Source organism: Halomicrobium sp. HArcht1-1, from assembly GCF_058933285.1.
This window is the reverse complement of record NZ_JBZYDL010000001.1, coordinates 2065108-2089403: the sequence shown is the minus strand read 5'-3', so window position 1 is coordinate 2089403 and position 24296 is coordinate 2065108. Positions and strand designations below refer to the sequence as shown.

At 67.5% G+C, this 24296-nt stretch carries 28 protein-coding genes; 14 read left to right on the top strand and 14 right to left on the bottom strand.

The annotated features are described in order from the left end of the window. Positions 1–29 precede the first annotated feature (29 nt). Both AC5FRZ_RS11030 and btuC read right to left on the bottom strand, forming a co-directional pair. Complete coding sequence (locus tag AC5FRZ_RS11030; protein WP_493564597.1) at positions 30–1277, bottom strand: ATP-binding cassette domain-containing protein; 1248 nt, start codon at positions 1275–1277, stop codon at positions 30–32. Continuing rightward, on the bottom strand, positions 1274–2362 hold the full coding sequence (btuC, locus tag AC5FRZ_RS11025) for a vitamin B12 ABC transporter permease BtuC (protein ID WP_170094807.1): 1089 nt from the start codon (positions 2360–2362) through the stop codon (positions 1274–1276). The genes AC5FRZ_RS11030 and btuC overlap by 4 nt, the downstream gene beginning before the upstream one ends. Before the next feature lie 60 nt (positions 2363–2422). Between btuC and AC5FRZ_RS11020 the strand changes: the two genes are divergently transcribed. From AC5FRZ_RS11020 to AC5FRZ_RS11005, 4 genes are read left to right on the top strand one after another with little or no spacing between them, the layout of a single operon-like run. Beyond that, positions 2423–3547, top strand: coding sequence for a PGF-CTERM-anchored ABC transporter substrate-binding protein (locus AC5FRZ_RS11020; RefSeq protein WP_493564596.1), 1125 nt, complete (start codon positions 2423–2425; stop codon positions 3545–3547). Between the two features lie 22 nt (positions 3548–3569). Further along, positions 3570–3848 carry a signal recognition particle subunit SRP19 gene (gene srp19, locus AC5FRZ_RS11015; RefSeq protein ID WP_170094803.1) on the top strand — a complete coding sequence of 93 codons (279 nt, stop codon included), beginning with the start codon at positions 3570–3572 and terminating at the stop codon, positions 3846–3848. Continuing rightward, on the top strand, positions 3845–4072 hold the full coding sequence (locus tag AC5FRZ_RS11010; RefSeq protein ID WP_170094801.1) for an H/ACA ribonucleoprotein complex subunit GAR1: 228 nt from the start codon (positions 3845–3847) through the stop codon (positions 4070–4072). The genes srp19 and AC5FRZ_RS11010 overlap by 4 nt, the downstream gene beginning before the upstream one ends. A gap of 40 nt (positions 4073–4112) precedes the next feature. Then, positions 4113–5165 (top strand): presenilin family intramembrane aspartyl protease PSH, encoded by a 1053-nt coding sequence (locus tag AC5FRZ_RS11005; protein WP_170094799.1) that lies wholly within the window; start codon positions 4113–4115, stop codon positions 5163–5165. On the opposite strand, the gene AC5FRZ_RS11000 is transcribed toward AC5FRZ_RS11005, so the two are convergent. Together AC5FRZ_RS11000 and AC5FRZ_RS10995 are read right to left on the bottom strand one after the other, a co-directional pair. Beyond that, positions 5162–6172 (bottom strand): ornithine cyclodeaminase family protein, encoded by a 1011-nt coding sequence (locus AC5FRZ_RS11000; protein WP_170094798.1) that lies wholly within the window; start codon positions 6170–6172, stop codon positions 5162–5164. The genes AC5FRZ_RS11005 and AC5FRZ_RS11000 overlap by 4 nt on opposite strands. 50 nt (positions 6173–6222) lie before the next feature. Next, on the bottom strand, positions 6223–6441 hold the full coding sequence (locus tag AC5FRZ_RS10995; RefSeq protein ID WP_015763733.1) for a DUF8015 family protein: 219 nt from the start codon (positions 6439–6441) through the stop codon (positions 6223–6225). 435 nt (positions 6442–6876) lie between these two features. On the opposite strand from AC5FRZ_RS10995, the gene AC5FRZ_RS10990 reads away from it, so the two are divergent. Further along, positions 6877–7044 carry a DUF7331 family protein gene (locus tag AC5FRZ_RS10990; protein WP_015763732.1) on the top strand — a complete coding sequence of 56 codons (168 nt, stop codon included), beginning with the start codon at positions 6877–6879 and terminating at the stop codon, positions 7042–7044. Between the two features lie 228 nt (positions 7045–7272). On the opposite strand, the gene AC5FRZ_RS10985 is transcribed toward AC5FRZ_RS10990, so the two are convergent. Further along, positions 7273–7686, bottom strand: coding sequence for a DUF3054 domain-containing protein (locus AC5FRZ_RS10985; protein WP_240936975.1), 414 nt, complete (start codon positions 7684–7686; stop codon positions 7273–7275). Positions 7687–7728: 42 nt separating this feature from the next. After that, entirely contained in the window at positions 7729–8301 is a 573-nt protein-coding gene (locus tag AC5FRZ_RS10980) for a class I SAM-dependent methyltransferase (RefSeq protein WP_493564595.1), read from the bottom strand. Positions 8302–8377: 76 nt separating this feature from the next. Between AC5FRZ_RS10980 and AC5FRZ_RS10975 the strand changes: the two genes are divergently transcribed. Together AC5FRZ_RS10975 and AC5FRZ_RS10970 are read left to right on the top strand one after the other, a co-directional pair. Further along, the gene (locus tag AC5FRZ_RS10975) at positions 8378–8578 is read left to right on the top strand and encodes a rubrerythrin-like domain-containing protein (protein WP_493564594.1); all 201 of its coding nucleotides are present in this window, start codon (positions 8378–8380) and stop codon (positions 8576–8578) included. Between the two features lie 47 nt (positions 8579–8625). Continuing rightward, positions 8626–9165, top strand: coding sequence for a GNAT family N-acetyltransferase (locus AC5FRZ_RS10970; RefSeq protein WP_493564593.1), 540 nt, complete (start codon positions 8626–8628; stop codon positions 9163–9165). Positions 9166–9230: 65 nt separating this feature from the next. On the opposite strand, the gene AC5FRZ_RS10965 is transcribed toward AC5FRZ_RS10970, so the two are convergent. Beyond that, the gene (locus AC5FRZ_RS10965; protein ID WP_493564592.1) at positions 9231–10100 is read right to left on the bottom strand and encodes a DUF8054 domain-containing protein; all 870 of its coding nucleotides are present in this window, start codon (positions 10098–10100) and stop codon (positions 9231–9233) included. A gap of 96 nt (positions 10101–10196) precedes the next feature. On the opposite strand from AC5FRZ_RS10965, the gene fen reads away from it, so the two are divergent. Next, the gene (gene fen / locus AC5FRZ_RS10960; protein WP_493564591.1) at positions 10197–11177 is read left to right on the top strand and encodes a flap endonuclease-1; all 981 of its coding nucleotides are present in this window, start codon (positions 10197–10199) and stop codon (positions 11175–11177) included. A gap of 128 nt (positions 11178–11305) precedes the next feature. Here the strand turns inward: fen and AC5FRZ_RS10955 are convergent, their stop codons facing one another. Both AC5FRZ_RS10955 and AC5FRZ_RS10950 read right to left on the bottom strand, forming a co-directional pair. After that, the gene (locus AC5FRZ_RS10955) at positions 11306–11575 is read right to left on the bottom strand and encodes a HalOD1 output domain-containing protein (RefSeq protein ID WP_493564590.1); all 270 of its coding nucleotides are present in this window, start codon (positions 11573–11575) and stop codon (positions 11306–11308) included. Positions 11576–11672: 97 nt separating this feature from the next. After that, complete coding sequence (locus AC5FRZ_RS10950) at positions 11673–12230, bottom strand: cupin domain-containing protein (protein WP_493564589.1); 558 nt, start codon at positions 12228–12230, stop codon at positions 11673–11675. A 176-nt stretch (positions 12231–12406) separates the two neighbouring features. Between AC5FRZ_RS10950 and AC5FRZ_RS10945 the strand changes: the two genes are divergently transcribed. After that, positions 12407–13813, top strand: a complete 1407-nt coding sequence (locus AC5FRZ_RS10945; protein WP_170094782.1) for a class II fumarate hydratase — start codon at positions 12407–12409, stop codon at positions 13811–13813. Between the two features lie 275 nt (positions 13814–14088). Here AC5FRZ_RS10945 and AC5FRZ_RS10940 read toward each other — a convergent pair whose 3' ends face one another. Then, positions 14089–14886 (bottom strand): hypothetical protein, encoded by a 798-nt coding sequence (locus tag AC5FRZ_RS10940; protein ID WP_170094780.1) that lies wholly within the window; start codon positions 14884–14886, stop codon positions 14089–14091. Between the two features lie 114 nt (positions 14887–15000). On the opposite strand from AC5FRZ_RS10940, the gene gatE reads away from it, so the two are divergent. Then, positions 15001–16869, top strand: a complete 1869-nt coding sequence (gatE, locus tag AC5FRZ_RS10935) for a Glu-tRNA(Gln) amidotransferase subunit GatE (protein ID WP_493564588.1) — start codon at positions 15001–15003, stop codon at positions 16867–16869. Positions 16870–16953: 84 nt separating this feature from the next. Further along, positions 16954–18459, top strand: coding sequence for a DUF7504 family protein (locus AC5FRZ_RS10930; RefSeq protein WP_170094776.1), 1506 nt, complete (start codon positions 16954–16956; stop codon positions 18457–18459). Between the two features lie 16 nt (positions 18460–18475). On the opposite strand, the gene AC5FRZ_RS10925 is transcribed toward AC5FRZ_RS10930, so the two are convergent. Both AC5FRZ_RS10925 and AC5FRZ_RS10920 read right to left on the bottom strand, forming a co-directional pair. After that, entirely contained in the window at positions 18476–19201 is a 726-nt protein-coding gene (locus tag AC5FRZ_RS10925) for an RNA methyltransferase (RefSeq protein ID WP_493564587.1), read from the bottom strand. Beyond that, entirely contained in the window at positions 19198–19725 is a 528-nt protein-coding gene (locus AC5FRZ_RS10920; protein WP_493564586.1) for a DUF8114 family protein, read from the bottom strand. The genes AC5FRZ_RS10925 and AC5FRZ_RS10920 overlap by 4 nt, the downstream gene beginning before the upstream one ends. Before the next feature lie 90 nt (positions 19726–19815). Between AC5FRZ_RS10920 and AC5FRZ_RS10915 the strand changes: the two genes are divergently transcribed. From AC5FRZ_RS10915 to AC5FRZ_RS10905, 3 genes are all read left to right on the top strand, one after another. Further along, positions 19816–20100 (top strand): DUF7577 domain-containing protein, encoded by a 285-nt coding sequence (locus AC5FRZ_RS10915; RefSeq protein ID WP_493564585.1) that lies wholly within the window; start codon positions 19816–19818, stop codon positions 20098–20100. Positions 20101–20194: 94 nt separating this feature from the next. Then, positions 20195–21370 carry a dihydropteroate synthase gene (gene folP / locus AC5FRZ_RS10910; RefSeq protein WP_493564584.1) on the top strand — a complete coding sequence of 392 codons (1176 nt, stop codon included), beginning with the start codon at positions 20195–20197 and terminating at the stop codon, positions 21368–21370. Positions 21371–21503: 133 nt separating this feature from the next. Then, a complete protein-coding gene (locus AC5FRZ_RS10905; protein ID WP_372480645.1) occupies positions 21504–22202 on the top strand; it encodes a 6-hydroxymethylpterin diphosphokinase MptE-like protein in 699 nt (232 codons plus the stop codon). A 199-nt stretch (positions 22203–22401) separates the two neighbouring features. On the opposite strand, the gene AC5FRZ_RS10900 is transcribed toward AC5FRZ_RS10905, so the two are convergent. Both AC5FRZ_RS10900 and AC5FRZ_RS10895 read right to left on the bottom strand, forming a co-directional pair. Next, on the bottom strand, positions 22402–23400 hold the full coding sequence (locus AC5FRZ_RS10900; RefSeq protein WP_372480646.1) for a TIGR04024 family LLM class F420-dependent oxidoreductase: 999 nt from the start codon (positions 23398–23400) through the stop codon (positions 22402–22404). Continuing rightward, positions 23397–24167: an SDR family NAD(P)-dependent oxidoreductase gene (locus tag AC5FRZ_RS10895; RefSeq protein WP_493564583.1), complete on the bottom strand. Its 771-nt coding sequence runs from the start codon at positions 24165–24167 to the stop codon at positions 23397–23399. The genes AC5FRZ_RS10900 and AC5FRZ_RS10895 overlap by 4 nt, the downstream gene beginning before the upstream one ends. Positions 24168–24296: the final 129 nt, after the last annotated feature.

The following is a 24296-nucleotide window of genomic DNA, read 5'->3' as shown; positions in this document are numbered from 1 at the left end:
CCGACGCTTGCAGGTCGCCCCATGTAAGTCTATATCCCTCGACGGCTAACGTGTCGGCCGGCATCTGTCTCGACCGACCGCACGGTCGCCGCCACGTCGTCGACCCCGCTCGTAGTGGCTCGCTCGCGGAGTCGTTCGTAGCGACGCCGCTGGTCCCTGCCAGCGCGGTCGCGCTCGTCGAGAGATCGCTCCTCGACGACGACGGTCCGCCCCGCCTCTGTGGCGAGATCGAGCAGTCCCCCGTCCGGCGTCAGCGTGAGGTCGGCGAGCACCGTCACGTCGGATTCGTCGATCCGCTCGCCCGCCGCTGCGAGCGTCGACCCGTCCAGCGCCGACATCGGCGGGACGGTCTCGGTCGGCACGTCCAGTCGCTCGCTCACGCCGAGCAGTTCGTCTCCCTCCGGTACCGGGCCCGCGGTGACAGCGAAGCCGGCAGCGTGGAGGCGCGCGACGACTGTCGCACCGACGTGCCCGCCACCCAGCACGTGGACGGACCGCTCCTCCTCGCCGGTGTCCGACAGCGGTGTCACCGTCGGCGTGCCGGTGACCGGGTTTCGCGTGACGACACTCTCCATGTCGAAACTCGTCGCCAGTGCGTCTGCCGTGAGCACGTCGGCCGGCTCGCCCGACGCGACGACCTCGCCGTCCGCGAGCATGACCAGGCGGTCGCAAAAGCGTGCGGCGGCCTCCAGATCGTGGATCGCTCCCAGCACGGCGCGACCGCTCTCTACGAGTTCGCGCACGAGCGAGAGCGTCCGTGTCGCGTGGTTCACGTCGAGACTGGCCGTCGGCTCGTCGAGGACGAGCGCCGGTGCCTCCTGAGCGATCGCACGAGCGACGAAGACGCGCTGGCGCTCGCCCCCGCTGAGCGTGCTGATCCGCCGGTCGCGAAACGACGCGGTCGACGTGCGTTCGAGCGCGCGCTCGACGGCGTCGTCGCCGTCACCGTCGGAACCGAAACGCGAGCGATGTGGGGTCCGCCCCATCGCGACGACGTCCGCGACGCTGAACGCGAACCGCGTTCCGGTGTCCTGGGGGACCGTCGCGACGCGGCGGCTCCCGGCCCGCGAGGAGAGGTCGTCCATCCGATCCCCGTCGACGAGGACCCGCCCTGCGTCGGGATCGATCGCGCCGTTGACCGTGCGCAACAGCGTCGTCTTGCCCGCGCCGTTCGGACCGACGAGTCCGACGAACTCGCCGGCCGGAACTCGCAGTGACACGTCACGCAATACCTCCGTGCCCCCCAGCGACACGTCGACGGATTCGACTTCGATCATACGGTGTGGACCTCCCGTCGCCGGAGCAAGTACAGGAAGAAGGGCGCGCCGATGGCGGCGGTGACGATCCCGACCGGCACTTCAACCGCGCCGCTGCGTGCGAGCGTGTCGGCGGCGACGAGAAACGACGCGCCAGCGAGCGCGCTGGTCGGCAGGAGAATCCGGTGGTCGGGGCCGACCAGCAGGCGCATCACGTGGGGGACGACGAGCCCGACGAAGCCGATGACGCCCGTGACCGCGACGGCGGCCGCGGTGACGACACTCGCCAGCGCGAGCAAGATTCGCTTGGTTCGCTCGACTTCGATCCCCAGCGCGTGGGCGTCGGCCTCGCCCATCAGCAGGACGTTCAGATCGTGGGCGTAGGCGTAGAGGACGCCGACGGCGAGCACGGCCACGGGCAGCGTCGCCTCGACCTCCGCCCAGGTGCTGTTGTGGAGGTGACCCATCAGCCAGAAGACCGCCTCGCGGAGGCTCTCGCCCGACTGGACGAGCATGTAGGAGATGACTGCACCGAGGAACGTCTGGACGGCGACGCCGGCAAGCAGGAGCGTCGCGACCGGCGTCTCGCCGTTCTGGGTCGCGATCGCGTAGACGCCGAAGGCGGCCAGCAACGCGCCGGCAAACGCCATCACGGGAAGCGGGAGGGCGACGGCGAAGACGATCGCGGCGACCGCGCCGACGGCCGCGCCAGACGAGACGCCGATGATCGACGGGTCCGCCAGCGGGTTCCGGAAGAACCCCTGCATGACGGTGCCGGCAGCCGCCAGCGCGAAGCCGACGACGGCACCGAGGACGATCCGTGGCAGGCGGATCTGGCGCACGATCGTCTCGCTTGTCTCTGGCACGTCGAATGCGAAGGGGTAACGGTACTCGGCCGACGGGACGGGCAGCGAGAACTCGACGCCGAACAGTCCGGTGTGCTCGCTCTCCAGGGCGAGGCCGACCGGGACGCCGACGGCGTTGGTCGCCGCCTTCGCGACCGTCGGCAGGTCGATCGAGACCGGCCCGATCGTCGCACTCGTCAGTACCGTCGCCAGCAAGATCGCGGACAGCAGCGAGAAGACGAGCCAGTGACGGGACGACACGCTTCCAACCACAGTTGGGATAGACAAGAACTTATTGTGTTCGTCCGGACCGACAACACGATGAGACGACTCAGTGCGATGGCGCTGGCGGCAGTGCTCGTGATCGCTGGCGTCGCCGTCCCGGTGACGGCGGCCACGAGCGACGTACAGAGCGACGGCTGTGAGTTCCCTCACTCGACGACCGACGCGACAGGCACGGAGGTGCGCGTAGACGAAGTACCCGACCGCGTCGTCGCGCTCCAGCCCAGTGACGCCCAGACGATGTGGGAGATCGGCGCGCGCGACCAGGTCGTCGGTCTGCCCCAGAACGCCAACACGGCGTACCTGAACGACACCGGGAACCGAACGGACGTGACCAACGACGACGGGACGACCGACGTGGAGGCCGTCGTCGGGGCGAACCCGGACCTCGTGCTGGCGGCCAACGCGACTCGCAGCGACACCGTCCAGCAGCTCCGGAACACGGGGCTGACGGTGTATCACTTCCCGCTGGCGACCGATCTGGACGACATCGCGAACAACACCGAGACCGTCGGTCGGCTCACCGGCAACTGCGAGGGCGCGACCGACACCGTCGCGGAGATGGACGAACGCGTCGAGGCCGTCCGAGAGACGGTCTCGGATCGCGACCGACCGCGCGTCCTCTACTACTTCTACCAGTACACCACGGGCAACGAGACGCACATCCACGACCTGATCGAGACCGCGGGCGGCCAGAACGTCGCCGCGGACGCAGGTCTCTCCGGCTACCAGCCGATCAACGCCGAGGTCGTCGCGGACAGCGACCCCCAGTGGCTCGTCTACCCGTCCGACGCTTCCCAGCCGACCGGTGCGCCGTACAACGAGACGACCGCCGTCCAGCGAGAACAGGTGCTCTCCGTCGACGCCAACTACGTGAGCCAGCCGGCTCCCCGCGTCGTCCTCGCGCTGGAGGCGATGGCAGAGGCGTTCCATCCGACAGCCTTCGAGGCAGCGACCGCAAGCGAGACGCCAGAGACGGCCACGACGACCGAGCCGACAGAGAGCGCCACCCCAGATGTCGTCACGGAGAGTGCGACGCCCGATGTCGTCACGGAGCGTGGCACCGGGACGACCGACGGGAGCGGCCCCGGCTTCGGTCTCGTCGGCACGGCCCTGGCGCTCGTCGCGACGCTCGCACTCGGCGTCCGTCGGAAAGGCTCATAAGGCCCACGCGGCCACTGCACGTATGGTCGAGAACGTCATCTGGCCGGCCGCGCTCGACGCGGCGCTGTCCCGCAACGAGGGCCGGCGTGTCTCGCGCGAACAGGCCGTCACCGAGCCGACGGTCGACGAGATCGCGAAGGCCGTCCAGCAGGTCGGTTACGACGCCGTCATCGAACGCGAGAAGACGTATCCCCGCGAGTCCGAACCGCGGGGGCGCGTCCTCGTGAAAGACGCCGACGACGCGACCAAGAGCGACTTGCTGGGTGCCGTCGCGGCGTACCTGCAGGCCCTGCGGGCATGAAACGCGTCGGCGAGGTCGTCCGGATCGCACAGGGACTGGCGATCGTCCGCACGGGCGACGACGACTACCCCGGGTTCGGCACGGAGGTCGTGACCGAGGACCTCACGACTGCCGGCTCGGTGGTCGACGTGTTCGGCCCCGTCGAGAACCCGTACGTCGCCGTCACGCCCGACGACGAGGTTCGGCTCCCGACGCTGGTCGGCCAGCGGCTGTACGCCCGGTAGGCTCCGAAATCCTCATACCTGCGGCGACGGAGTCCCGAGCATGGAAGAGCGAAAGCGCGTCGTTCTGGGGCTCGGGATCGTCGTCGCGATCTTCCTGTTCGTCCAGCTGGCCGCCCTGGCCCTCGTCGAACCGTTCGACCAGGTGTACGAACCGGTCGAGAACCCCCAGGACCCGACGAACACGATCTACTACGTCGTCGCCATCCTCGTCGCCACCGGCGTGATGCTCGCGGCGTTCAAGCTCGGCGTCGACGAACTGATCCGGCTGCTGGTGGTCGGCTCCGGTGCCTGGCTCTCGCTGTACGTCTTCAGCGTCCTCGTCCCGCCCGCACCGCTGGTGTTGGGGATCAACGCGATCGCACTCGTCGGCGCGGTCGCCATCGGCGTCGGCCTGTACGTCTATCCGGAGTGGTACGTCATCGACACCGCCGGGGCGCTGATGGGGGCCGCGGGGGCCGGACTGTTCGGCATCAGCTTCGGCGTCTTGCCGGCGTTGCTCCTGTTGACCGTGCTCGCGGTCTACGACGCGATCAGCGTCTACGGTACCGAACACATGCTGACGCTGGCAAACGGCGTCATGGACCTGAAGGTCCCTGTCGTCCTCGTCATTCCGCTGACGCTGTCGTACTCCTTCCTCGACAGCGACACGCCCGACGCGACGGCCCAGACGGGAGCTCAAGACGACGCCAGCGACGACACGGCGGCTACGCCCGTCGCCGACGGCGACGGCGGCGTCGCTGTCGACGCTGACGCCGACGACTCCGAGGAAGGGGTCGCCGAGGAGAGCCCGCTCGAACGCGACGCCCTGTTCATCGGTCTGGGCGACGTGGTGATCCCGACCGTGCTCGTTGCGAGTGCCGCCCACTTCGCGAGCGAGGGGACGCCGGAAGTGCTGTCGATCCCGCTGCCGGCCCTGACCGCGATGGTCGGCTCGTTCGTCGGGCTCGCCGTGCTCATGCGCATGGTGCTGAAAGGGCGAGCCCACGCCGGCCTCCCGCTGCTCAACGGCGGGACCATCGGCGGGTACCTCGTCGGCGCACTCCTCAGTGGCCTGACGCTGATCGACGCGCTCGGGCTCGCACCGTACGTCTAGCGTCCGGTCAACGCTTCGCTGGCCGGGGCGAACTCGATCTCCTCGCCGAGCCCGCGCTCGCGCGCTCGCTCCAACAGCATCTGTGCGGCCGCGACCGTCTCGATGGCCGTCCCGCCGCTGTCGAACAGCGTGATCTCGTCCTCGCTGGTTCGGCCTCGCGCCGTGCCGGCGACGATCTCGCCCAGTTCGGCGTGGACGTGGTCCTCGTCGACGACGCCCTCCTCGACGGCGTGGATGAACGCACCGGCGTCGTTCGTGACCCGATCCCGGAGGTCCGTGACGTACGTCGCCCGCTCGATCGTCGTCGCGTCGACCTCGCGCTTCTCGGGGTGGTACTGGCCCATCGCCGTCACGTGCGTTCCCGGTTCGAGCTCAGAGCCGTCGAACACCGGCTCGCTGGCGTTCGTGGCGGTCACGACGATGTCTGCGCCTTCGATGGCGGCAGACGGCGACGCGACGGCCGCGACGGTCGCGTCGAGTTGCTCGTTCATCTCGGCGGCGAACGACATCCGGCTGTCGGCGGTCGGCGAGTACACCTCGACTCGCTCCAGTTCTCTGACCGCGGCGGCGGCCTTCAGTTGTGCGCGCGCCTGTGCCCCGCTCCCGAACAGCGCGAGGTCGTCGGCACGCGGGGGAGCGAGTTCGTCGACCGCGACGCCGCCGGTCGCGCCGGTCTTGAAGGGGTTCAGCGACGCGCCGTCGAACACCGCCAGCGGGTCGCCACTTTCGGCGTCGAACAGGGGCAACACGAAGTGAGCGTCCTGTCCGCCGAATCCGGCGGCGTAGGTGTAGCCACCCATCGCGCCCACCGTCGGCAAGATCGCCGTGTACCCCGTCAGCATTCCGGCCGGTGAGTCGGCGTACAGCGTCGTTCTGGGCCGTGCCGGCGCACCGTGGCCCCGGTCGCGGTAGCCGTCGCGAACGGCTTCGACGTACTCTGGCATCGTCGCGAGTCCGTCGATCTCGTCACTCGTCAGGAACAGCGTCGGTTCGTCGGAAGCGGACATACGACCCCCTTCGAGGCGAGGGGGTAAGAAAACGTCGTGGCGACGGGGACCTAGTCTGCGATCTGTGCCGACTCCGATCCGCTCGCGGTTGCCGGCGGCGAGTCGACCGGCGCACGGACGAACATCGCGTGTCCGATCAGGCCGACCGCGACGACAGACGCCATCGGAATCGCCGTGGTCAACGGGATGCCACCGATCACGAGCGTGCCGGAGATGCCTGCGAGCGCGACCGGAATGAGACCGAGTACAAGATCGTAGTATCCCGTCATGAATGTAATTATTAGTAGGATGAATACACGTATAAGCGTTTCGCATAATTACTCTGTTATCGTCTCTATAGGCATTCGATACTCCCTCTGTCGCCACTGCAAATACAACCTATAACTTATGGATAGCTATTCGTCCGAGGATGTGTGTCTCAGGCCCCAAAACGTCGAAATGTGGTAATCGATGAGACGACGGCCGCCACTCGTAGCGTCCTCGTCTCGACCCGGCGCTAGCAGGTGTGACCAACGCCGTCGCCGTGGTGCAGATCAACCACTGCCTAGCGAGATATCCACGCTGATAATCGGAACATAGCCACTGGACACGATCGTACGGTGAATTATCTGACGTGATAACTAGGGGGTCGCGCTTAAGGGATCCCGGCTGCAACCGGAGAGCGGAGGGACAGAGGCACACCCTACTGCTCCCCCTCGATACCTATGAGCACGAATGCCACGGACGACGTGACGGACGCCACGACCGACGAGCAGACTCGGCGATACGCCGAACTCACGATCGGTGACGACGAGTTCGTGATCTACGACCGGGAGAACCACCAGGCGTGGATCCAGTCGACGGTGGCGCTCGACGTAGGCACGCTCCAGTAGACGGGTCGCGTGGCACACAGTCCCTCCGGGACGGGGCACTCACCACGGGCACGACACCGCTGTACGCGTCCCCGCCGAAACGACGGGACCAGCCGATCGCCGGCCACAGACCGTTTCGATCGGGGACGATTCTCCACACACTCACCGTCTCGTGACGCACACTGTCGAGCGACCGCTGTGTCGTCGCTCGGCGCTACGGCGTGGCGACGACCGTGACAGCCGGCGGTATCAGAGCACTACCGACGCGATGGCACGCCACACGAGCAACAGGACTCCCCCGACGATCGCCGAGACGATCGCGAACGTAATCGCGGCGTTGCCGGGGAAGACGGCCGTCGCCCGAAGCAACTGGGCGACGACGACTGCCACGATCCACGCCGGCACGATCAGCGAGACCGCCCGCCCCGGTGACCTGATCGCGTCTCGCGTGTAGAGCCCGCCACCGAGGGTGACGACGGCGAGTCCGATCAGGAACGGCGCGAGCGTCCCCGCGACGCGACCGGGCTGTGCGATCGGGTCGACGCCGTGGGTGATCTCGCCGATGCCGACGAAGATCGTCACCGCCAGCACGTCTCCCAGCGCGAGCAGGACCATCGACAGTTCCGGATCAACGCGCCGGCCGACCGACGAGGAGACTGACATACCTCCGTCTCGGAGTTCCATCGTCTTTGTTCTCCCGTTTCGTCACGCCGTCGAGCAAATGCCAGCGACGACGTAGCCGAACCCGTCTTCGACGATCACCGGCTCCAGCCCCGCGTCGGCCATCCGTCGGTGGAGTTGCTGGGGCGTGTCGAAGCGAGAGGCGAAGCCGACCAGGTGTTCTGCCGCGACCAGCCCTCGCCCCCTGATCGTCGACGGGTCGAAGTCTGCCACCACGAGGACTCCACCCGGTGCGAGCACGCGCCCGGCCTCGCGGAGCGCACCGTTTCGGTCCGGGAGGTGGTGCAGCGCGTCGACGATGGTCACTGCGTCGGCGCTGTCGTCTGCGAGTGGCAGCGTCGCCGCGTCGCCCTGGACGGTCGCCAGCCCGTGGCGCGTGGCCTGCCGGAGCATCCCACGCGCGGCGTCGACGACGAGTCGATCACCGGCCGAGACCGCTCTGAGTCCGCGACCGCTGCCGCCGGCTACGTCGACGACGCGGTCCACGTCTCTGTCGGCCTCGGCGAGTCCGGCCGCGAGCGCACCCGCGTCCGCCGACGGCATCAGGCGGTCGTACGCCCAGGCGAACCGATCGAAGACCGCGGCATCGCCGTGCATACCGGCCCGTCTCGGCCCAGACGCTTGACCGTGTCGTCGAACGTGACCGTGCGTTCGATCCTCGCCGTTCTCGAATATGTATCATATAATGTATTTTAGGGACGAAGGTATTAGATTGGGACACGTATGGGCGAATATGCGCCCGAGCACTACGACGACAGAGAAAGAATTGTACGAATGTTTCGACTGTGGCCAGCGCCAGCAGTCGACGACCGACCGAACCTGCGAGGAGTGTGGCGGCACGCTCCGGAACATCCACCGTTCGCGGGACCTGTAGCCGCCCCGGACCGCCGGACTCTTTCGCATCCCCGCCGAGGTGTCGGTATGGAGTTCGTCCTGCTGGGGTGGCCGCCGGACGGGCCGACGCTCGAACTGGACTACCGGACGTTCAGCTACGCGGGCAAGTTCGTCATGTCGGCCACCGGCAAGGCCGTCGCACGCGAGGACGGCGAGATCGTCGCCGCAGTCGCGTTCAACGAGGACCGCACCGACGAGACGACTCTCTGGCTGCGCTACGTCACGGTCTGCGAGGATCGCCGCGGCGAGGGAATCGGCCCCAGACTGCTCTCGTTTACGCGCGCTCGGGCCGCCGACCGCGGGTACGCCTCGCTTCGGATCGCCGTCAACAACCCATTCGCCTACGAGGCCGGCTACCGCGCGGGCTTTGCCTACACCGGCGAGACGACCGGTATCGCCGAACTCGTGCTCGCGTGGCCCGGCGACCGGTCGCCAGCGCGCTACCGGGCCGGTCTCGAACGCTACCGCGAACGTGACCTCAGTTCCAAAGAAGTCGCCTTTCTCGACGACCGTCGCGGTGCCGATCCACCGGCGACGGTCGCCGTCCCGGCATCTGGCGGTTCCTGACCGTTCGCGAGACGCCGACACGCTCTCTCGTCGCCGTGCTGGGCCGGTCGGACCACGAGCGTTCGTCAGTCGACCGGATCCGACTCGAAGACTCGCGTCTCGCAGTCCTCACAGGAGACGGCGGCCACTTCGTGGGTCGTACAACAGGACTCGACGGTGTCGGTGCCGAAGGCGAGGTCGCCGCCACACGAGGGACACGTCGTCAGGAAGAGCCTGAGACCGTTGAGCAGCTGGCCCCGGTGCGTGACGGGGACGCTCGCCCAGTCGTCGAGCCACTCGCCCAGCACCTCCGCCGCGGCGATGTCGGCGACGAAAGCCCCGCGGGACTCCCAGGTACCGACGTACTGGCCGTCGACGCGGGCACGAAACGCCGAGCCGTGCTCTTCGACGGTCACTTCCTCGGCCGTGGTGTCGAGCAGCGCCGGCAGGCGTTCCCGCCCCACGTCCGCGTCTCGAATCCGCTCGATCGCCTCGTTCCACTCGGTCTGGAACGGGTCGGTGAGACAGAGGTCCTCGCCGCCCCGGCACGGTTCGAGCGCGCCGGCCTCCATCAGGTACGTTTCGAGGTCGATCTCCGCCGGCTCTTCGGTCTCCTCTCTGACGGCGGGGTCGGCCGCCGACTTCGCGACCCCCGAGGCGGCCCCGGCCGGTTCCTTCCCGAACAGCGCCAGCAGCCAGGGCGGGAAGTACCGCTTGGTCAACGCTGGCGTTCCCGGTACGAGATACCCCTTGAAGTAGATACTCACGGCCGAGAGCAGGAGGACGACGCCCGCGCCAGCGACGCCGACGGCCGTCGTCGCCCAAGTTGCCCCAACCGCGGCGATACCCCCACTCAGCAGGATCCCGATGACGCTGTTGACCAGCGTACACGGCAGACACCGGTTCGAGCCGGTGTACTCCGGGTCCTGGTAGCGACGCAGTGTGTCTGTCGCCATACGATTCGTTACCGATCCGGACGATAATAAATCCCGCGTGGGGCCGGCGACGCCGACCACCACCATTCAAACCCCGCTCGCACTTACGTCGGTGCGATGGGAAACGCAGACCTACGATCGCTGGCGTCGCTCGAAGACGTTCCCTTCGAGGAGCTGAGTGACAGCGTCGTCGCCGTCGACGCCCACAACTGGCTCTACCGGTATCTCACGACCACGGTCCGGTTCACCAGCGAGGAGAAGTACACCACCAGCGACGGGACCGAGGTGGCGAACCTGATCGGCGTCGTCCAGGGGCTCCCGAAGTTCTTCGAACACGACCTGACGCCGGTCTTCGTCTTCGACGGCGGCGTCACGGAACTCAAAGACGACGAGGTCGAGCAACGGCGCGAGGCCCGGGAAAAGCGCGAGGAAAAACTCGAAGCCGCCAGAGAGCGCGGCGACACGACCGAGATCGCCCGACTCGACTCCCAGACCCAGCGCCTGACCGACACGATCCTGACGACGACCCGCCAACTCCTCCGGACCCTCGACGTACCGGTCGTCGACGCGCCCGCAGAGGGCGAGGCCCAGGCCGCCCACATGGCCCGTCAGGACGCCGTCGACTACGTCGGTACCGAAGACTACGACGCGCTCTTGCTCGGTGCGCCGCTGACGCTGCGCCAGCTCACCAGCAGCGGCGACCCGGAGCTGATGGATTTCCAGGCGACGCTGGACCACCACGGAATCACCTGGGAGCAACTGGTCGACGCCGCGATCCTGATGGGGACGGACTTCAACCCCGGCATCGACGGAATCGGGCCGAAGACGGCCATCAAACTCGTCAAAGAGCACGGCGACCTCTGGGGCGCACTCGACGCCCGCGACGCACACGTCGAACACGGCGACCGCATCCGGCAGCTGTTCCTCGATCCCACGGTGTCCGACGACTACGACCTCGATCTGGCGGTGAACCCCGACCTCGACGCCGCCCGCGAGTACGTCACCGGCGAGTGGGAAGTCGACGCCGACGAGGTCGCGCGCGCCTTCGAGCGCATCGAGGAGAGCGTCGTCCAGACCGGGCTGGACAACTGGACGTAGTGCTGCCCTCTCTCGGGTCGCGGACTACGCAGCGCGAACTGACGCGGAAAACGTGGTCTCGGGTGTCACGCTGTCGTCGCGCCTCCAGACGACGGCAGTACGGTACTCGTCCGGACGGGACCGTCTGCTCACCGATGTGATTCGATCTTGACGACGGGATTGCCGCTCGTGTCTGCGATGATCGTCGCGGTCGTCGTGTCTGCCTCGAACTGGAGCGTCATCTTGAGATGCTTCGCCTGAAACAGCCCGTCCAGTGCGTCTGCGTTGATATCGTCGCTGATGATCCACTGCTGTTCGAGGACGTCTTCGTCGTGAGCCTCTGCGACGGCCGTGACGACGGCCGTGCTCAGCGGTTCGCCGTCGTCTGGCTCGTAGTAGAACTCTTTCGTATCTCCCATAGATAATATATAATATGCTGACAGAAGTGCATTGTTGCCAGTTGGTATGATATTTGCCACCAGCGTCTGTGGCCCGGTGCTGTGTCCCAGCAATTCCCTATCGAGCGGCCCACGTCGCTGTACAGTTCTGGCAGACAGAAACCGGCGTCTCGCCGTTTTCTCCCAGTTCTGCTCGCACGTCGCCGCTACCACACTCGGGACACTCGACGAGGGACTCGTGTCCGCACGCTGGACACACCAACACTGTCTCCCCGTCTCGCACCCTCGGCTCCGTCCGGTCGTTGCCACACGAGCGACACGCCACCGGAACGCGGAGGGCGTCGGTGTCTCGCGGTGCGCCGATAGCCAGTACAGCCGCGGTCGCGTCCCCATCGTTCTTGCCCGACTGGAACTCTCCGGATGCGAATCGGACGGCTTCCCCCGTTCGGAGCGTGGACTCGCCGTCGAGCGTCTCGAAGGTCATCGTCCCGTCGAGACAGACGAAAATCTCCGCCTGATCGTCGTGAGCGTGGAGACCAGCCAGTCGCTCACCTGGCGGCACTCGGTAGTGGTTGAGCGAGATGTCGCTCGCACCCAGTGCGTCCGCGAGTCTGTTGCGAGACAGTGCCGCCAGTGGACGGTCTCCGTCGTCGGATGCCAGCGTGACGTGGTTCATCGGTCCAGTCGTTTACCGTCGAAACTTCGATTGGGTCTTCGCGGTCTGTTCGGTGACGTTCGTGTCGCGTCGTCGTCGCCCGACCCCATAATCCCGGCGGCCGTGTCACAGAGCCGAGACGATCCGTCGACCGAAGCGGTGGGTTTTACGACGACCGGGGCGAGGTTCCACGTGTCATGAGCGACGAGTTCCGGACCGAACGCGACAGCCTCGGAGAGATGCAGGTGCCGGCCGACGCGTACTGGGGCGCACAGACCCAGCGCGCGGTCGAGAACTTCCCGATCTCGGAGGAGACCTTCGGTCGACGCTTCGTCCGAGCGCTGGGCATCGTCAAGAAAGCCGCCGCACAGGCCAACGAGGACCTGGGGACGGTCGACGCCGAGACCGCGGGCTACATCGTCGAGGCCGCCGACGAAGTGATCGCCGGTGAGCACGACGACCAGTTCCCCGTCGACGTGTTCCAGACGGGATCGGGAACGTCCTCGAACATGAACGCCAACGAGGTCATCGCCAACCGCGCGACCGAACTCTCGGGCGGCGAGATCGGGACGCGAGCGATCCACCCCAACGACCACGTCAACTACGGCCAGTCCAGCAACGACGTGATCCCGACGGCGATGCACGTCGCCGCTCTCGAAGCCGTCGAGAAAGACGTACTGCCCGCGCTGTCGACCCTGCGTGACGCTCTGGCGGACAAAGAGTCGGCGTTCGACGACGTAGTCAAGACCGGCCGCACCCACCTCCAGGACGCGACGCCGATCACGCTGGGCCAGGAGTTCTCTGGCTATCGCGCTCAGATCGAGAAGGGCATCACTCGCGTCAAGCACACGCGCGACCACCTCTCGGAGCTGGCGCTTGGGGGCACCGCCGTCGGCACCGGGCTGAACACCCACCCCGAGTTCCCCGCCAGCGCCGCCGAGTACATCAGCGAGGAGACGGGAATCGACTTCCGGGAGGCCGACAACCACTTCGAGGCCCAGGCGGCCCACGACGCCATGAGCGAGGCCCACGGCGCGCTCCGGACCGTCGCCGGCAGCCTCAACAAGATCGCCAACGACCTCCGACTGCTCGCCTCCGGCCCGCGCAACGGCCTCGGCGAGATCGACCAGCCCGAGAACCAGCCCGGCTCTTCGATCATGCCCGGCAAGATCAACCCCGTCGTCGCCGAGGCCGTCAACCAGGTTCACAAGCAGGTCGTCGGCAACGACGCCGCCATCTCTGCCGGCGCTGCCGAGGGCCAGATCGACCTCAACCTCTACAAGCCGGTCCTGGCCAACAACTTCCTCCAGTCGGCGCGTCTCATCGCCAACGGCAGCGAGGTCTTCGCCGAGAAGTTCGTCGCCAAACTCGAAGCCGACCGCGAGCACTGCGCCGAGCGGGTCCAGCAGTCGATGGCGCTGGCGACGGCGCTCAACCCGGCGATCGGCTACGACAAGGCCAGCAAGGTCGCAAAGCAGGCCCTCGAAGAAGACAAGACCGTCAAGGAGGTCGTCGTCGAGGAGGGGTACCTCTCGGAGTCCGAGGCCGACGAGGTGCTCGATCCGGCGAAGATGACGGAGCGAGTGATTCTTGGACAAGAGTAGCCAACGAGGCGTTTGATCGCCGAGTACTGGTCTTGTCCAAGAGGAGGACAAAGAGTAGCCAGCGAGGCGTTTGATCGCCGAGCACTGGTCTTGTCCAAGAGGGGGACAGAGAGTAGCCAGCGAGGCGTTTGATCGCCGAGCACTGGTCTTGTCCAAGAGGGGGACAGAGAGTAGCCAGCGAGGCGTTTGATCGCCGAGCACTGGTCTTGTCCAAGAGGGGGACAGAGAGTAGCCAGCGAGGCGTTTGATCGCCGGCAAACCACCATTCGTCCGTCTCAGTCCTCGCCCGCTCGGACCCACGCCGGCTTCTCGACGGTCGTCGTGCCGAGCCGTTCGTACGCGAACGAGTAGCGGACGAACTCGCCCCAGTCGCTGTTGCCCCGCCAGTACTGCACCGAGAGCGACCGCACGAGTCCGTCGTGTCTGATCACCGCGCTGACCGAGACGTTCCGGATCGGGCGCTCGGTGACGAAGGTTCGCTGTTCGCCGCGTAGTTCGTAGTGGCGCTCGCCGTCGTCGCGGCGGACGCTGACGGTCGCGTTGTCGATGGTCAGGAACCGCTCGATGGCGACCGTCGCCTCCCGGTCGAGTCTGGGACGCGGGGCCGTCGCGCCGAGTTTGCGCTGTCGGGTCTCGCCGTCCAGTTCGGTGTAGCGGACGTACCGGCCGTCGGGGTCCTGGAACTCGGAGTAGTTGTCGAAGTAGTGAGCCCGACTCTCGTCCCAGACGACGCGCTCGTTCGTCCAGTAAGCGTACGTCGACTCGTTGGCGACCCGGACGACCTGTCGCGTGTCGAGGGTCTCGTTGACCGTCTCGCGACTCGTCGACCGCTCCGTCGTGAGGGTGTAGGACTGGTCGGCCGTCGCGCGCTGGTGTGCGGCGGTGAGTTCGTCTACGTCTACGACGCCGTTCCCGGTGACGCCCGGCGGGAGTGTCCCGGTCTCGGTCGTGGCGTCGGCCGGCTCCGGAACCGGAGCCGGCGTGAGCGTCTCGGTGCCGCCGTCCGAGGTCGCGATGCCGCCACAGCCCGCCAGAAGTACCGCCGTGAGAACGGCGACGAGCCTGCGGTCCATATCCGTATCACGGGCTCGACGATCAAAAGTGACACCCACCACCCGGCGGCCGCTCGGTCCCGGACCGGGCGACAACGGTGCGTTTTTTGCGGGTGGGGCTCGGACCGCCCACTAATGACTGAGTACGACTACGAGGAACTCGGACTGGTGGCCGGTCTGGAGATCCACCAGCAACTCGACACGGCGACGAAACTGTTCTGTCAGTGTCCGACTCGGGTTCGCGAACCCGAGGAGTCGACGCGATCGCTGACTCGTTATCTCCACCCGACGAAGAGCGAACTCGGCGAGATCGACGAGGCCGCGCTCGAAGAGAGCATGGTCGACCGGGAGTTCGAGTATCTGGCCTACGACACGACCTGTCTCGTCGAGGAAGACGACGAGCCGCCACACCGCGTCGACCGCGAGGCGATGGACGTGGCCCTGGAGATCGCCCAGCTACTTGACATGAACGTCGCGGATCAGGTCCACGTGATGCGCAAGATCGTCATCGACGGCTCGAACACCTCGGGGTTCCAGCGCTCGATGCTGGTCGCCAACGACGGCGAGATCTCGACCAGCGAGGGGCCGGTCGGGATCGAGGACATGCTGCTCGAAGAGGAGTCGGCCCAGCGCGTCGAGGAGACCGACGCTGGCGTGCGCTTCTCGCTCGATCGACTGGGGATCCCGCTGGTCGAGATCGGCACCAAGCCCGACATCCGATCGCCGGCCCAGGCCCGTGAGGCGGCCGAACAAATCGGAATGCTGTTGCGCTCGACCGGACAGGTCAAGCGCGGACTGGGGACGATCCGCCAGGACGTGAACGTCTCGATCGCCGACGGGGCCCGGATCGAACTCAAGGGCGTCCAGAGTCTCGACGACATCGACGACATCGTCCGCAACGAGGTCCGTCGCCAGGTCGAACTGCTCGACATCAGGGACGAACTGAACGAACGCGGAGCGGGCGTCGGCGAGCCCCGCGACGTGACCGATCTCTTCGAAGAGACGGACTCGGGGGTCATCGCTGGCGCACTGGACGATGGCGGCGTCGTGCAAGCCGTCCGACTCGCTGGCTTCGACGGCCTGGTCGGCCGCGAGATCCAGCCGGACCGTCGGCTCGGGACGGAGCTCTCCGACCACGCCAAGCGCCACGGAGCCGGTGGCATCTTCCACACCGACGAACTGCCGGCCTACGGCGTCACCGACGAGGAGGTCGACGCACTGCGCGAGGCCGTCGACGCCGACCCGGAAGATGCCGTCGCCATCGTCGCCGACGACCCCGAGACCGCACAACTGGCCATCGACGCCGCGGCCGAGCGCGCCGAGACTGCCCTCGACCGGGTGCCCGAGGAGACCCGGGACGCCAACGACGACGCCACGTCTCGGTACCTCCGTCCGCTCCCGGGCGCGGCGCGGATGTACCCCGAGACGGACGTGCCGCCGGTGACCCCCGACGAGAGCGAGGTCGAGACGCCGGAGCTGCTGACCGAGAAGGTCGACCGCTACCAGTCCGAGTTCGGCCTCGACGCCGGGCTGGCCGAGCAGGTCGCGTACGGCCAGCGCTGGCGGCTGTTCGAGGACGCCGTCGACCGGGGCGTGGACGCGACCCTCGCCGCACAGACGCTGGAGTCGACGGTGACGGAACTGCGCCGGGACGACGTGCCCGTCGCGCACCTCACCGACGACCACTTCCGGGCGACGCTGGAGCTGGTCGCCGACGGCGAACTGGCCAAAGAGGGCGTGCCGGAACTGTTGACGGCTCTGGCAGCGGACCCCGGCATGGACGCGGCCGAGGCCGCCGAGGCGGCCGGGCTGGGCAGTGCCGGCGAGGACGAGGTCCGAGAGGCCGTCTCGACGGTCGTCGAGCGCCACGCCGAGCAGGTGGCCGAGGAAGGTATGGGCGCGTTCTCGGCGCTGATGGGCGAGTGCATGGGAGAACTCCGCGGGAAAGCCGACGGCGACGTGGTCAGTGACGTGCTGCGAGAAGAGATCCAGAAGCGGGCGTAAACCAGCGTATTCCGCGGCTTAGCAGCGGTTCGCCCGGTACCTTGACCGTGGGTTTTGTATACACTGGGCGTCATAGGTTTGTGCATGGTACGCACCGGGGACCGCCTGCCAATCGATTCCGTCCCCGGTGGGACGACGCTGCTGTGCGTCGGCCCGCCGATGGCGGGCAAGCGACGACTCGCACTCAGACTCCTCGCCGACGGGGCCACCGACGACGATACGACCGTGCTCGTCTCGACGGACAGCAGCACGGCCGCCCTGCGCGCCGAGTACGAGAGCGCGCTGGACGGTGTGTCACCGGCGGTCGGCATCGTCGACTCGGCCGGCGACGCCTACGGCGAGACGGCGGACAACGAGTGGACCCGCCACGTGTCGATGCCGGCAGAGCTTGGCAACGTCGGGAGTGCCGTCCTGGACCTCCTCGACACGCTCGGCGAGGGCCGGGACGGCAGCGTCGATCGAATCGGCGTCCTCTCGCTGACGACGCTGGCGCTCAACGCCGACGTCGATCAGACGATCCGGTTCGTCCACTCGCTGTCACGGCTAGTCGAGGAGCGATCGGGGTTCGCCGTGCTGACGGCACACGAGAACTCCTTCAGCAAGACGGACCTGGGCCAGGTCGAGGCGCTGGTCGACGGCGTCGTCTACACCAGGGAGGGCACCGACGGTCTCGAAGTCCGCATCGAGGGCCTCGACGGCGGACAACAGTGGTCGTCCGTCCCCATCTCGACCGCGCCCCGGAGCGAACTCGGCGTTCCCCAGCCGGCGACGCCGGCCTCCGGCACCTCCGAACCGACCGGCGCGACGACGGACCTGGCGTTCGACTCGCTGGCGGAACTGATCGCACAGGTCGACAGCGACCGGCCGACGCTGACCGTCTGCAACCGTGAGAGCCCGGACGACCGGCTCGAAACCGTCCGGGAGTTCTTCGAGGATCTCGACATCGACGTTCGCGAGACGGAGCTGGCGGCCGAGAACCCCAGAGACGTGGCGCTCTTGCATCGCGGCCCGGTCCAGATGGCGTCGTCGCCGCTCTCACAGCTGGCAAGCGGTGTCGAGACCGCCAACGCGGACGACGATCCGTTCGCGACCCGCCGCGGTCCGGACGTGCTTGAAGCGCTCCACGAGCGGGTCTTCGGCGCGCGCGGCGTCGAGAAGCAGTTCCTGATCGACGCCAGCACGGCCATCGAGATGACGGCCTGGCAGACCGGCGGCGGCCAGTTGCTCGCGGGCTTCCAGCACCTCTCGCGCTACTGGGAGAGCCAGCGATCGCGGCGGGTGATGCACCGGATCGCCGACGCGGGCGTCGACGTACACATCTACGGCGTCCCAGACGTCGTGCCGACCGTCGACCGCCCGAACGTGACGGTCCATCCCGACTCCTCGACCGAGATCGAAGAGTCCTGGTTCGTCACGTACGACGGGGACGGCCGCACGGACCGGACGGGCACGCTCGTCGTCCGCGAGACCGATCCGGAGGTCTACGAGGGGTTCTGGACATACGAGCCCTCGATCTCCCGGGACGTGTTTCGCTACCTGCGTGACACCTACGGCGTCCTCGAAGAGACCGGACAGCAGGCACCGTCGTAGACGGCCGCGGTCGGCGTCACTCCTCGTCCGAGAGCCGCTGGCTCGCCTGTCGGAACAGCCCTCGCAACGTCGTCGTCTCGCGGCCAGTCGGGTGTGCGCGGCCGATCAGTCGCTGGAACAGCCGCCTCGTCTTCGCCCGTTTCTCCTCGGGGTGGTCGATCGCGTCGAGGAAGCCGGCGAACTGCTCGTGGAGTCCCTCGATCTCCGGCTGGGCGGCCCGGTCGTGGGTCGGGTCCGGAAGCTGGGTGTCCTCGACGGTCAGTGACCGCAGCTCGTAGAGGACGATCGTCGCCGCCTGCCCGAGGTTGAGCACGGGGTACTCCTCGCTGGCGGGGATCGAACAGACCTGATCGAGGCGTTCGATCTCGTCGTTGGTGAGCCCGACCCGCTCGCGGCCGAACACGATCGCGGTGTCGGCGTCGAGGCCAGCCAGGTCGTCGGCGAGGTCTCGGGGCGTCACGAAGGGGTACCGGACGTGCTTGCTCCCGTCTTCGTTCGTGATCGCGGTACAGCCGACGGTGTGGTACTCGCTGACGAGTTCGTCGAACGAGATCTCTCGGGCCTCGGGGAGAATGTCCTCGCGGGCCTGTCCGGCGTAGCCGTAGGCCTCGCTCTCGCGGGGGAGGTCGGGCGGATCGATCAGCAGTAGCTCGTCGAGGCCGAAGTTCTTCATCGAGCGAGCGATCGTCCCGACGTTGCCCGGCGTCTCGGCGTCGACGACGGCGACAGCGACCGAACTCATACGTCGAGGTCGTCTAGGTCGATGTCGAGCGCGTCCAGGTCCTCGTCGTCGATGCGCTCGATCTCCTCTTCGATGCCGGGCAGTTCCTCGTGGGGGTCCGGCGTCTCGGGGACGCCCTCGGGATCCTCGTCGACGTGTTCGACGCCCGCGTACCCCTCCGGGGCGCGGCCGCCGTCGGCGAACCAGCCGTGGAACGCGTCTTGCAGGTCTCGGGTCCCGATCAGCTCCTCGTCGGCGACCTCGCGGAACCAGTAGACGAAGTCGGTCTCGTGGTCCCGACAGAGGATCACCTCGCCGCGAGGTTCGCCGTAGATCACCTCGGCCGGCGAGCACTGCTGGGGGTCGTCCTGTCCGTACTGGAGCCAGCAGGCGTCACAGGGGTCCGAGAGCCGTTCTGTCAGCCGCAGCACGCGCGCCTTCGTGTCATCCTCCATCGTCCCGAGCGGCCTGACGCGGCCGTCGTCGTCGAAGACCTCGTCCTCGTCGAAGCGCCAACCTCGGAGTCCGATGTTGACCTTGCCCATGTGGGGCGTTTGCCGGGCGCGGATAAAAGCGGCGCGATGCCGACTGTCGTCGGCACAGTGCTTATTCTGACCGAACGCCAACGTAGACGTATGGACCCGCTCTGGGCCGGACTGGCGCTTCTCGCTGGACTGACCGCCGTCGTGCTGTGGCGGCGGCGAGCCAGCAGACAGCCCCAGCGCGGCGGTCGCCCGGTGTTGCCGGCGCAGTATTCGAGCCTGCTCCAGGCCGACCACTCGCGATATCCCGGGCTGTGTTCGTCCTGTGGGACCGAGAACACGGCCGGGTACGACTTCTGCCGGGAGTGTGGCGAACGACTGCCCGGTGGAACCCGGGCACGGACGGACGTGGACGTATCGGACATCTTCGGGGAGTAACGGGGCTCCGGCGACCGATCGGCGAGCGAGTCTGACGGTGTGAACGGACCGCCGCAAGCGGGCCGTTTTTGCGTGGTGAAGCCTCAGTTGGGCTATGCAGAACGTCGACGCCGCCGGACTCGGGATCGGTGACGACTACCCCACACGGATCATGGGTGTGCTCAACGTCAGCCGGGAGTCGCCGTACGACCCCAGCGTGTTCGACGACCACGACGAAGCGGCCGCCTACGTCGACGAGGAACTCGTCGGCGAGGGCGCGGACATCGTAGACGTGGGCCTGGAGTCGGCCAACAAGCGCTTCGACGTGCTCTCGGCCGAACAGGAACTCGACCGGCTCGACACGGCAATCCAGACCATGGAGTCGGTGAGCGGCGACGCGATCTTCTCGATCGAGACGCGCTATCACGAGGTCGCCGAGGCGGCCATCGAAGCGGGTTTCGACATGGTCAACGACATCTGTGGCTTCGCCGACCCGGAGATGCCACGGATCTGCCGGGAGTACGACGTCGCGGTCGGCAAGATGGCCAGTCCGCCGAACCTCGAACGACCGGGAGCCGTCGAGGAGACCGACTGGGCGGCGCGCAAGTCCTCGTCGTGGGCCCAGCAGGCCGACTACGTCGATCAGGTGTACGAGGCCCTGGGGCAAAACGGGCTGACGGACAAGACGATCGTCGACCCCGCCTTCGGCGGCTGGTCCGAGGCGAAGACGCTCGCGAACGACCGAGAGACGTTCCGGCGGCTGCGGGAGTTTCGAGCACTGGATCGGCCGATTCTGGTCTCGATCAACCGCAAGAACTTCCTGCGATCGCTCGCCGATCGCTCCACCGAGGACGCGCTGCCGGTGTCGCTGGCCGCCACGTCGATGGCGATCGACCGCGGCGCACACGTCGTCCGGACCCACGACGTCGCCGAGACGCTGGACGCCGCCCGCATCGGCGACGCGTTCGCCGACTCGCCCCTGCGTGAGGCGTCGCTCGGCGTCGAGGAACTGGACGTGACGAACGGCATGGAGGTCGCCCGACACGTCGAGGCAGTCGACGCCGACTTCGACCCCGAGGACGGGACGACGAGGGCCTTCCGGATCACCGGCCTCGACCCCACCGGCCGCGAGTCGCTGGCAGCGGCCGCCGCCGACACGAACGTCCGAATCGCCGATGGGTCTTCTGTGGTGGTCTTTGGCACACCACGTTCGCTGACCCGTCTCGCGGCGACGCTGGACGACAGCGGACGGGTCGGCGACGTAATGGAGTGGATAGCAAACGACGTATAGTAAGAGAAAACTTATACCCAATGCCCCAGAAAGGACGGATGAAGGCCGAAAGGGCACCCGGGTAGGGGTACACGGTCGTGCCATTTCGGCTCAAACTACGGTTTATCCTGACACAAACTCGATAGCAGTAGCTATGGACTACCACCACTGGAACCCGGTCTACGAGGCGATACTGTCGGACTTTGGCTACCCGCGGGCTGGCGACGAGCGGGCCAGGGACCGACTGGCGACGCTGCTGGCTGGAGCCACGACCCTCGATCCCGACTCGATCGACCTGGCGGGGCAGACGGTCGCCGTCGCTGGCGGTGGGCCGTCGCTGGACGACGACATCGACCGCGCGGTCGACGCCGACGCGGTCGTCGCGGCGTCGACAGCAGCGGATCGACTCCTGGCGACGGGCGTCGCAGTCGACTGCGTGGTCACGGATCTGGACAAACACGCCGAGACAGTCGTCCGGCTCACGAACGGCGGGACGCCGGTCGCGATCCACGCCCACGGAGACAACCTCGGACTCGTCGAGTCGACGGTGCCCGAATGCGACCCGGCGGCGGTCCTCCCGACGACCCAGGCCGCTCCCGCCGACGGCGTGGAGAACTTCGGTGGCTTCACCGACGGCGACCGGGCGGCGTTCCTGGCCGATCACCTCGGTGCGGCCACGCTCGTCTTCCCCGGCTGGTCGTTCGACGACCCGTCGGTCACCGCCGAGAAGCGCCGCAAGCTCGACTGGGCCGAGCGGCTGCTCTACTGGCTCGAACGACGCCGCGGCGAACGCTTCGACGTGCTCGACGGGCGTCGCGGCGGCATCGACACGTCGGCCTTGCCGGTCGAGTAACGCGAGTGCCACTCGGCGCTGTTCGGCGGTGTGGGTCGATCCGGATAGTTGCCCCCCGTTTCGGGAGGCTACCACAGCAGGCCGGCGTCCTTGACGTGGCGGTGCAACGCCGTTCGGTTCTCGAAGTGCTGGTCGCACACCGCACAGTGCGGTCGGTCGTTCGTCCGCTGCATGGTCGAGGAGTCGTCCCCGAGCCCGATCAATTAGGTGCCAGTGCAGAGAGGGTCGCGTCGATCTGCTCGGGATCTGCGGCTCGCGGGAACGAGACCGAGACGGCGTCGACGCCGTCGATATCCGCGAAGCTCGCGAACCGCTCGCGACACTGCTCGGGCGTACCGGCCGCCGCCAGCGCGTCGAGCAGGTCGTCGTCGATCGCGGCCATGGCCGCCTCGTGGTCGCCGCCGGCCCACTCCTGTGCGATCTCGTGGGCGGTGTCTTCGTACCCCTGGCGGGCCAGTGCGTCCCGGTAGAAGGTGCCCATGCCGCCGACGTAGAACGCGATGTGCTGGCGAGTCAGCCGGCGGGCCTCCGCGCCGTCGTCGAGCGCACAGCAGGGCAGCGACAGCGTCACGCGCTGTTCGCTGCGGTCGCGGTCCCCGAGGTCGCCGCCGCGCTCGAAGTCTTCGAGACGGTCCTGGAGTCCTTCTTTCGTCGTCATCAGCGCGTGCCAGCCGTCGCCAAAGCGGCCGGCGAGTTCGACGGACTTGGGACCCAGCCCACCGGCGTCGATGCCGGGGACGGGCTCCGGTGGCTCACAGCGAAGCCGGAACCCCGACAGCTGGAAGATGTCGCCGTCGTAGTCGACTGTCTCCCCCGCGAGGACGGACTTGACGATGTCGATCGTCTCGCGGGTGTAGCGCAGCGGCCGCTCGAAGTCGACGCCGTGCCACCCCTCGATGACCATCGGGCCGGAGGGACCGAGCCCGATCCGCAGTCGACCGTCAGAGACCTCTTGCAGCGTCGCGGCGGTCTGGCCGATCAAGGCCGGACTCCGCGAGTAGACGTTCATGATGGAGGTCCCGATTCCGACCGATTCCGTCTCGCGGGCGATACAGGTCAGCGTCGTGACCGCGTCTCGCCCCCACGTCTCGGGGAGCCAGACGCGGTCGTACCCCAGCGATTCGGCGCGCTGGCTCATCTCGACTAGGGTGTCGACGCTGGGCTGTGCTGCGACGGGCAGGAACACGTCTCGTTTCATAGTTCTGGGTTCTCCTCGATGTCCGGAACACCGCGTGGCGTGATCGTCTCACCGGTCAGGAACGACGCGCCCTCGCTGGCCAGGAACTGGACCACGTCGGCGATCTCGTCGCTGGTACCGACGTTGCGGTCCGGGTCCTCGCGGTTGACGTCGTCGGCCTCGATCCCCATCTGGGAGGTCAGCCCCGGAGTGGCGACGTAGCCCGGCGCGACGCAGTTGACGCGGACGCCGTCGCCGGCCCACTCGTAGCCGAGGGTCTTGGTGAGGTTGATGATCGCGGCCTTGGCCGCGGCGTAGTGGCTCATGTACGGCGCGCCGTCCTGGCCGGCGACGCTGGCGACGTTGACGACGCTCCCGCCGCCTTCTGCCAGCTCGTCTGCGGCGGCTTGCGTGCAGTTGTACGTCCCCGTGAGGTTCACGTCGACGACGGACTCCCAGCCGTTGGGCGAGATGTCGGTAAACGATGACATGAACGACGCGCCCGCGTTGTTGACGAGCACGTCGAGACCGCCGAACTCGTCGACGGCAGCCGCGACGAGCGCCGACACCGCGTCTTCGTCGCGTACGTCACAGGCGACGCCGACGGCGTCCCCCGGATGGGCCTCGCCGATCTCGTCGGCGGCCGTCGTGATCTCGGACTCGTCTCGCGAACAGATCGCCACGTCGACCCCGTCGGCGGCGAACGCCTCCGCCGTCGCGCGGCCGATTCCGCGTGAGGCACCCGTGACGATGGCCACGTCGCCGTCGACACTGAACTGGTCTGGCATACACCCACAGAGGACCGCTCGCCTGATAAATCCGGGTAGAGAACACGATCGACAACGGAGCGGCCGTGGTTTCCGCGGTCGGTCCACGATTTGCTGACCCGGCAAACGCGGCTGGCCCTATTTGTGCCC

Coding starts and splice junctions, on each gene's coding strand:
- AC5FRZ_RS11030 (WP_493564597.1), bottom strand. CDS start 1,277: ATGATCGAAGTCGAATCCGTCGACGTGTCGCTGGGGGGCACGGAGGTA.
- AC5FRZ_RS11020 (WP_493564596.1), top strand. CDS start 2,423: ATGAGACGACTCAGTGCGATGGCGCTGGCGGCAGTGCTCGTGATCGCT.
- srp19 (WP_170094803.1), top strand. CDS start 3,570: ATGGTCGAGAACGTCATCTGGCCGGCCGCGCTCGACGCGGCGCTGTCC.
- AC5FRZ_RS11010 (WP_170094801.1), top strand. CDS start 3,845: ATGAAACGCGTCGGCGAGGTCGTCCGGATCGCACAGGGACTGGCGATC.
- AC5FRZ_RS11005 (WP_170094799.1), top strand. CDS start 4,113: ATGGAAGAGCGAAAGCGCGTCGTTCTGGGGCTCGGGATCGTCGTCGCG.
- AC5FRZ_RS11000 (WP_170094798.1), bottom strand. CDS start 6,172: ATGTCCGCTTCCGACGAACCGACGCTGTTCCTGACGAGTGACGAGATC.
- AC5FRZ_RS10995 (WP_015763733.1), bottom strand. CDS start 6,441: ATGACGGGATACTACGATCTTGTACTCGGTCTCATTCCGGTCGCGCTC.
- AC5FRZ_RS10990 (WP_015763732.1), top strand. CDS start 6,877: ATGAGCACGAATGCCACGGACGACGTGACGGACGCCACGACCGACGAG.
- AC5FRZ_RS10985 (WP_240936975.1), bottom strand. CDS start 7,686: ATGTCAGTCTCCTCGTCGGTCGGCCGGCGCGTTGATCCGGAACTGTCG.
- AC5FRZ_RS10980 (WP_493564595.1), bottom strand. CDS start 8,301: ATGCACGGCGATGCCGCGGTCTTCGATCGGTTCGCCTGGGCGTACGAC.
- AC5FRZ_RS10975 (WP_493564594.1), top strand. CDS start 8,378: ATGTATCATATAATGTATTTTAGGGACGAAGGTATTAGATTGGGACAC.
- AC5FRZ_RS10970 (WP_493564593.1), top strand. CDS start 8,626: ATGGAGTTCGTCCTGCTGGGGTGGCCGCCGGACGGGCCGACGCTCGAA.
- AC5FRZ_RS10965 (WP_493564592.1), bottom strand. CDS start 10,100: ATGGCGACAGACACACTGCGTCGCTACCAGGACCCGGAGTACACCGGC.
- fen (WP_493564591.1), top strand. CDS start 10,197: ATGGGAAACGCAGACCTACGATCGCTGGCGTCGCTCGAAGACGTTCCC.
- AC5FRZ_RS10955 (WP_493564590.1), bottom strand. CDS start 11,575: ATGGGAGATACGAAAGAGTTCTACTACGAGCCAGACGACGGCGAACCG.
- AC5FRZ_RS10950 (WP_493564589.1), bottom strand. CDS start 12,230: ATGAACCACGTCACGCTGGCATCCGACGACGGAGACCGTCCACTGGCG.
- AC5FRZ_RS10945 (WP_170094782.1), top strand. CDS start 12,407: ATGAGCGACGAGTTCCGGACCGAACGCGACAGCCTCGGAGAGATGCAG.
- AC5FRZ_RS10940 (WP_170094780.1), bottom strand. CDS start 14,886: ATGGACCGCAGGCTCGTCGCCGTTCTCACGGCGGTACTTCTGGCGGGC.
- gatE (WP_493564588.1), top strand. CDS start 15,001: ATGACTGAGTACGACTACGAGGAACTCGGACTGGTGGCCGGTCTGGAG.
- AC5FRZ_RS10930 (WP_170094776.1), top strand. CDS start 16,954: ATGGTACGCACCGGGGACCGCCTGCCAATCGATTCCGTCCCCGGTGGG.
- AC5FRZ_RS10925 (WP_493564587.1), bottom strand. CDS start 19,201: ATGAGTTCGGTCGCTGTCGCCGTCGTCGACGCCGAGACGCCGGGCAAC.
- AC5FRZ_RS10920 (WP_493564586.1), bottom strand. CDS start 19,725: ATGGGCAAGGTCAACATCGGACTCCGAGGTTGGCGCTTCGACGAGGAC.
- AC5FRZ_RS10915 (WP_493564585.1), top strand. CDS start 19,816: ATGGACCCGCTCTGGGCCGGACTGGCGCTTCTCGCTGGACTGACCGCC.
- folP (WP_493564584.1), top strand. CDS start 20,195: ATGCAGAACGTCGACGCCGCCGGACTCGGGATCGGTGACGACTACCCC.
- AC5FRZ_RS10905 (WP_372480645.1), top strand. CDS start 21,504: ATGGACTACCACCACTGGAACCCGGTCTACGAGGCGATACTGTCGGAC.
- AC5FRZ_RS10900 (WP_372480646.1), bottom strand. CDS start 23,400: ATGAAACGAGACGTGTTCCTGCCCGTCGCAGCACAGCCCAGCGTCGAC.
- AC5FRZ_RS10895 (WP_493564583.1), bottom strand. CDS start 24,167: ATGCCAGACCAGTTCAGTGTCGACGGCGACGTGGCCATCGTCACGGGT.